Source organism: Flavobacterium sp. (genome assembly GCF_039930565.1).
Classification (GTDB): domain Bacteria; phylum Bacteroidota; class Bacteroidia; order Flavobacteriales; family Flavobacteriaceae; genus Flavobacterium.
This window is the reverse complement of the sequence record NZ_JBDTTP010000150.1, coordinates 1-2,904: the sequence shown is the minus strand read 5'-3', so window position 1 is coordinate 2,904 and position 2,904 is coordinate 1. Positions and strand designations below refer to the sequence as shown.

The window sequence follows — 2,904 nt, the reverse complement described above, 5'->3', positions numbered from 1 at the left end:
CTTTATATAATCCTTCTACAATATCATACTGAGAGGTCTCCGCAAATGCGATCAAACTATCAGCACTATCATAATCGGTATAGGTTTTACTTTCTGATAATACTTGCTGCGTATTCTTAAGTTTGAAAAGTACATCTAATAAATCATGCCAGAATTTAGAACCTAGACTAAGGAAAAACCCCGTAATTGTAAAACCGAAAATATGCCTAATAATGGCAATGAAGTTTACACTGCCGAAGACATCTGATAGGATCCCTATTTTTAATTGATATTCTTTTATTATCGTATGTGTTATAACGATAAGTGCCGTTGTAAAAATCCAGATTAAAAAAGGATATGTATAGACTCGTTTTCTACTATCGCTCAGATTAAAACCAACTTTTGTTGTTTTATATTCATATAGCCGGCTAAAAAGTATTAAACTGATCGACCATAAAAAAAAGAACATGTAAATTGCCCCTGCGATTATAGTGCTGTTCAAGTCATTTGCTAATATTCCTTTAATGGCTATCTCCTCAGTATTTCCATCTTTTTGACTGCTTATCTGAGAAACTATTTCAAAGAAATTTGCATTGGCAAGAGTGGCCATCAATATTCCTACTAGTACGTTAATGATCATTACTCGATATTCACGCTCTTTCTCAGCCATTGCAGTAGGCTGCTTGTAAGCTAAAATTTGAAGTTTAACTGTTAAAGCATACTTCCACTTATTGTCCTCCTTATAAAGAAATGGAATAGATATTTCTTTGCTTTGAAAATATAATTTGATAAAGTTTGATGCTCTTTCTGATACTAAACTGAGCATCATCATAATTATACTAAACGAAATTAAAAATCCAGTAACACTCATCGCTTAATCATTTAGAGATTAATTAAATAATCAAAATATTAATTTACTTTGTTGAACCTGAAGCAAAATGGAGACTTTGACAATTTGAAACCATTCCAATACAAAACTTCCATTTTTGAAAAATTGAAGTCGGTTAGAATTTTACTTTACCTAATTTTTAAGCCAATTCAATCTACAATCCATCCTTAATACTGAAATAATTAAAATCAGTATCATATTTATAATTACATTTTAACAAGAACGCTTTAACAAGTTGAATAAAAATAGAAATTGAGCCTTTTATATGAGTTTTAATTAAGAAGTAATTTTGTACTAAATTAAAAATAATTTAACTAAAACAGCACGTATTTATACCTGTTTTCAGGATATCAATTATTTAAACAATAGCGACAAAATTGGAAGAGAGATCAATTTATAAAAGATCGTTGTCATACAACCAACTCAAAGAGGATAAGGAAGTAAAGGACAAGTTTTATTTCTCGAAGATGAGAAGAACGGCCAATGATAGCCAAAAACTACCTTTTAGAGCCTCAGCATCTTAATACCTGCTTCTTTATAATAAATTTAGTCAAACAGAAGATGTTAACTATTAATTATGCAGGGGTATGAATGATTTTGAGTTAAAAAAGATAGCTATAGAAGAAGCATTTCAGAAAATGAAAGATGCTGGAATGGAAGTGTCCTATGAAGAAGCTGTTTTAATAGTTGATTTCTTGCATAATTTAACATATCTTGTTATTAAAAAACACTTTAAACTTCCCTAGTTTGTTTATTTTTACGGTACTTAAAGTTAAGTTTTACAGTATTTAATAAAATTCATACATTATGAAAAGTGCAATTTTATATATTCGGGTTTCAACCGATGAGCAGGCAGATAAAGGTTACTCACAACGTGACCAGGACGAGCGTCTACGCAGGTATTGCAATAATCACAATATTGAGGTTGACAATGTTATTTTTGAAGACCATTCTGCAAAAACCTTTAAGCGGCCAGAATGGGTGCGGCTTCTCGATGGAGTAAAGAAACGTAAGGCAAGACCAGACTTAGTGCTTTTTACAAAGTGGGATCGTTTCAGCAGGAATGCCGGAGATGCTTATCAAATGATTAATATACTTAATGGCCTAGGTATTGAACCGCAGGCTGTAGAACAGCCGCTTGACCTTTCCATTCCTGAAAATAAAATGATGCTCGCCATATATCTGGCTGCCCCTGAGGTTGAAAATGACAGGCGTGCCTTAAATACGTTTTATGGTATGCGCCGTGCTAAAAAGGAAGGCAGGGTCCTAGGTATAGCTCCTTTTGGCTATGTGAATCTAACAAGAGAGAACGGTAAAAAATATATTGCGATAAACGAACCAGAGGGAAGCAATATACAATGGGCTTTTAATGAAATTGCTAAAGGTGTGCTGGCAGCCGATCAGGTGCGTCAGGCTATGGTTAAAAGGGGGAAGAATATTAGCAGGAGTGCTTTTCATGTCGCTCTGCGTAATGTAGTGTACTGCGGGAAAGTCTTTATTCCCAAACATAAAGATGAGGAGGCACATTCTGTACAAGGCCAGCACGAGCCCTTAATTTCAGAAGCGCTGTTTTATAAGGTGCAGGATATTATAGATGGAAATATACGTCAAGTGCGTCCGCAAACAAAAATATTTTCTGACGACAACTTGCCTTTGAGAGGATTTTTGATGTGTCCTAATTGTGGACGGAATCTGACCGGAAGTGGTTCAAGGGGATCAAAAGGAGGGTACTACTATTATTATCATTGTATTCCAAAGTGCGGCTTTAGAAAAAGCGCAGTTAAAGCAAATGAAATATTTCAAGATAATTTGAAAAAATATGAATTTCCGGTTGTTATTCAGGGACTATTACATGATATTATGATGACCAATTATAAAAGTTTTGCCTCTGTTTTCGAAAATAGACGCAGGGCTATTGTATTGGAAATGGAGAAATTAAACACAAAACTTTCAAAAGCAAGAGAGCTGCTTTTAGCTGAAAAACGGATCAACACATATTGTTGTGGGGAAATATTAAATTTTAGATATTTGGATTT

Annotated in this window: 2 protein-coding genes; one reads left to right on the top strand and one right to left on the bottom strand. The window is 33.8% G+C overall.

All coding sequences use genetic code 11. The features are described from left to right. Window positions 1–850: hypothetical protein (locus ABI657_RS19160; protein ID WP_348098869.1), on the bottom strand; the 850-nt coding region annotated here is incomplete at its 3' end. Between the two features lie 825 nt (window positions 851–1,675). On the opposite strand from ABI657_RS19160, the gene ABI657_RS19155 reads away from it, so the two are divergent. Then, window positions 1,676–2,904, top strand: a 1,229-nt coding sequence (locus tag ABI657_RS19155; RefSeq protein WP_348098868.1) for a recombinase family protein, incomplete at its 3' end; no start/stop codon positions are given.